The 1587-nt window shown below is 60.3% G+C and carries 1 protein-coding gene; it reads left to right on the top strand.

The window, feature by feature from the left end; all coding sequences use genetic code 11:
* The coding region (locus HCU76_RS36275) for a TAXI family TRAP transporter solute-binding subunit (protein WP_218512054.1) at positions 1-1382 on the top strand (1382 nt) is incomplete at its 5' end.
* Positions 1383-1587: the final 205 nt, after the last annotated feature.

Below are 1587 nucleotides of genomic sequence, written 5' to 3'. Positions count from 1 at the left end.
GGGGCAGGTGTCACGGTCGAGCGCTCGCAATCTGGAGTTTGAAACCGATGTGGGAGTTCACTCGCAAGCGACCGATCACAACAGCAATCGGGATAGTTGTCGTCCTGGGGATCGTATCGCTCGCCTTGCTCTATTTCATCCCGACGCCGCCGTCGCGGGTGGTCATCGCGACCGCGTTCAAGGGTGCGAGCTTCGAATACTTCGGCCTGCGATACAAGGACATTTTCGCCCGCTCGAAGGTGCGGCTGGATTTGCGTGAGACCGAAGGGGCCGTAGAGAATCTGCGGCTCCTGCAAGATCCCAATGCCGGCGTTCAAATTGGCTTCGTCGCGGGCGGAGTGTCCGACGGCACACATTCGCCCGGCCTGTTGTCGATGGGCACCGTCGACTATCTGCCGATCTGGGTTTTCTACGTCGCGCCGGAGCCTATCGAAAGGTTGACGCAGTTGCAGGGCAAGCGAATCGCCGTGGGACCAGCGGGCAGCGGCACGCGAGTTCTGGCGGAGCGCATCCTTGGCAAGGCGGGCGTGACGTCCGAACGTGCGACGCTGGTCCCCCTGGCAGGGCGCGACGCGATGGACGCGCTGGTCAACGGAACGGTGGACATAGCATGGGTCCAGGGCGCCGCCGAGACTGCGGCAGTGCAGGGATTGCTACGCGACCCTCGTGTAAGGCTCATGAGCTTTCCAACGGCGGAGGCATATACCCGTCTATTCCCGAGTCTGGCTCGGCTCGTATTGCCGCAAGGAGTGATCGACATCGAAAGAAACATTCCGCCGACTGACATCCAGTTGGTGGCCACGACGGTCAGCGTGCTGGTGCGCAGCGATCTGAATCCAGCAATCGTCACTCTCTTGTTACAGGCGATGAGCGAGGTCCACGACGAACCCGGCCTCTTGCACGGGGCACGCGAATTTCCACGTTCTTTTGATTCGGACTATCCATTAGCCGGGAGTGCAGCCGACTTTTACAAGAACGGACCATCACTGATGCAGCGATACCTGCCCTTGTGGCTGATCGTGCATGCGGAGCGAGCCGTCGCGCTGCTCGTGGCGGGCGTTGCCCTCGGGCTTCCGTTGCTTCACTTCTTGCCGATGCTTTATAAGTGGAACGTTCGGCGGCGACTACTCTACTGGTACGAGCAACTCAAGCTGTTGGAGGCCGCCATCGACGCAGATCCGGGCGGTGCGCATATGGCTGAGAGGTTGCTGGAAATCGAGCGAATCGAGAGCACAGTCAGCCGCATCCGCATTCCCTTAGCCTTCACGGATCAGCTTTACGACTTGCGTGGCCATATCGAGATTGTTCGTCGCCGCTTCGCATCACGCCCGATCGCAACTGACCATCCGCCGTCAGTAGAAAAAGCACGAAGTGGCTTCTGAACCGGTCACTGCGCAGGGCAACGTGAAAAACCAGAGCCGTGAAAGCATCCGAGCATGACGCGCGATCGAAGCATCGTCGATGGCAGCAGGGGTCAAACGGATCGAGCTCCCGGGCGGTAGACCCAAGGCCCGGCGAATCGTCAGTCAGTTCATCGCTTCATTGCGGACGATCACCCGCATCATTGCGAACGCCCGGAACTGGCCG

The organism is Variovorax sp. dw_308 (genome assembly GCF_019207085.1).
In the GTDB taxonomy this organism is placed as follows: Bacteria; Pseudomonadota; Gammaproteobacteria; order Burkholderiales; family Burkholderiaceae_C; genus Variovorax.
The sequence above is the reverse complement of the archived record's forward strand: the minus strand, read 5'-3'. Positions and strand labels throughout refer to the sequence as shown.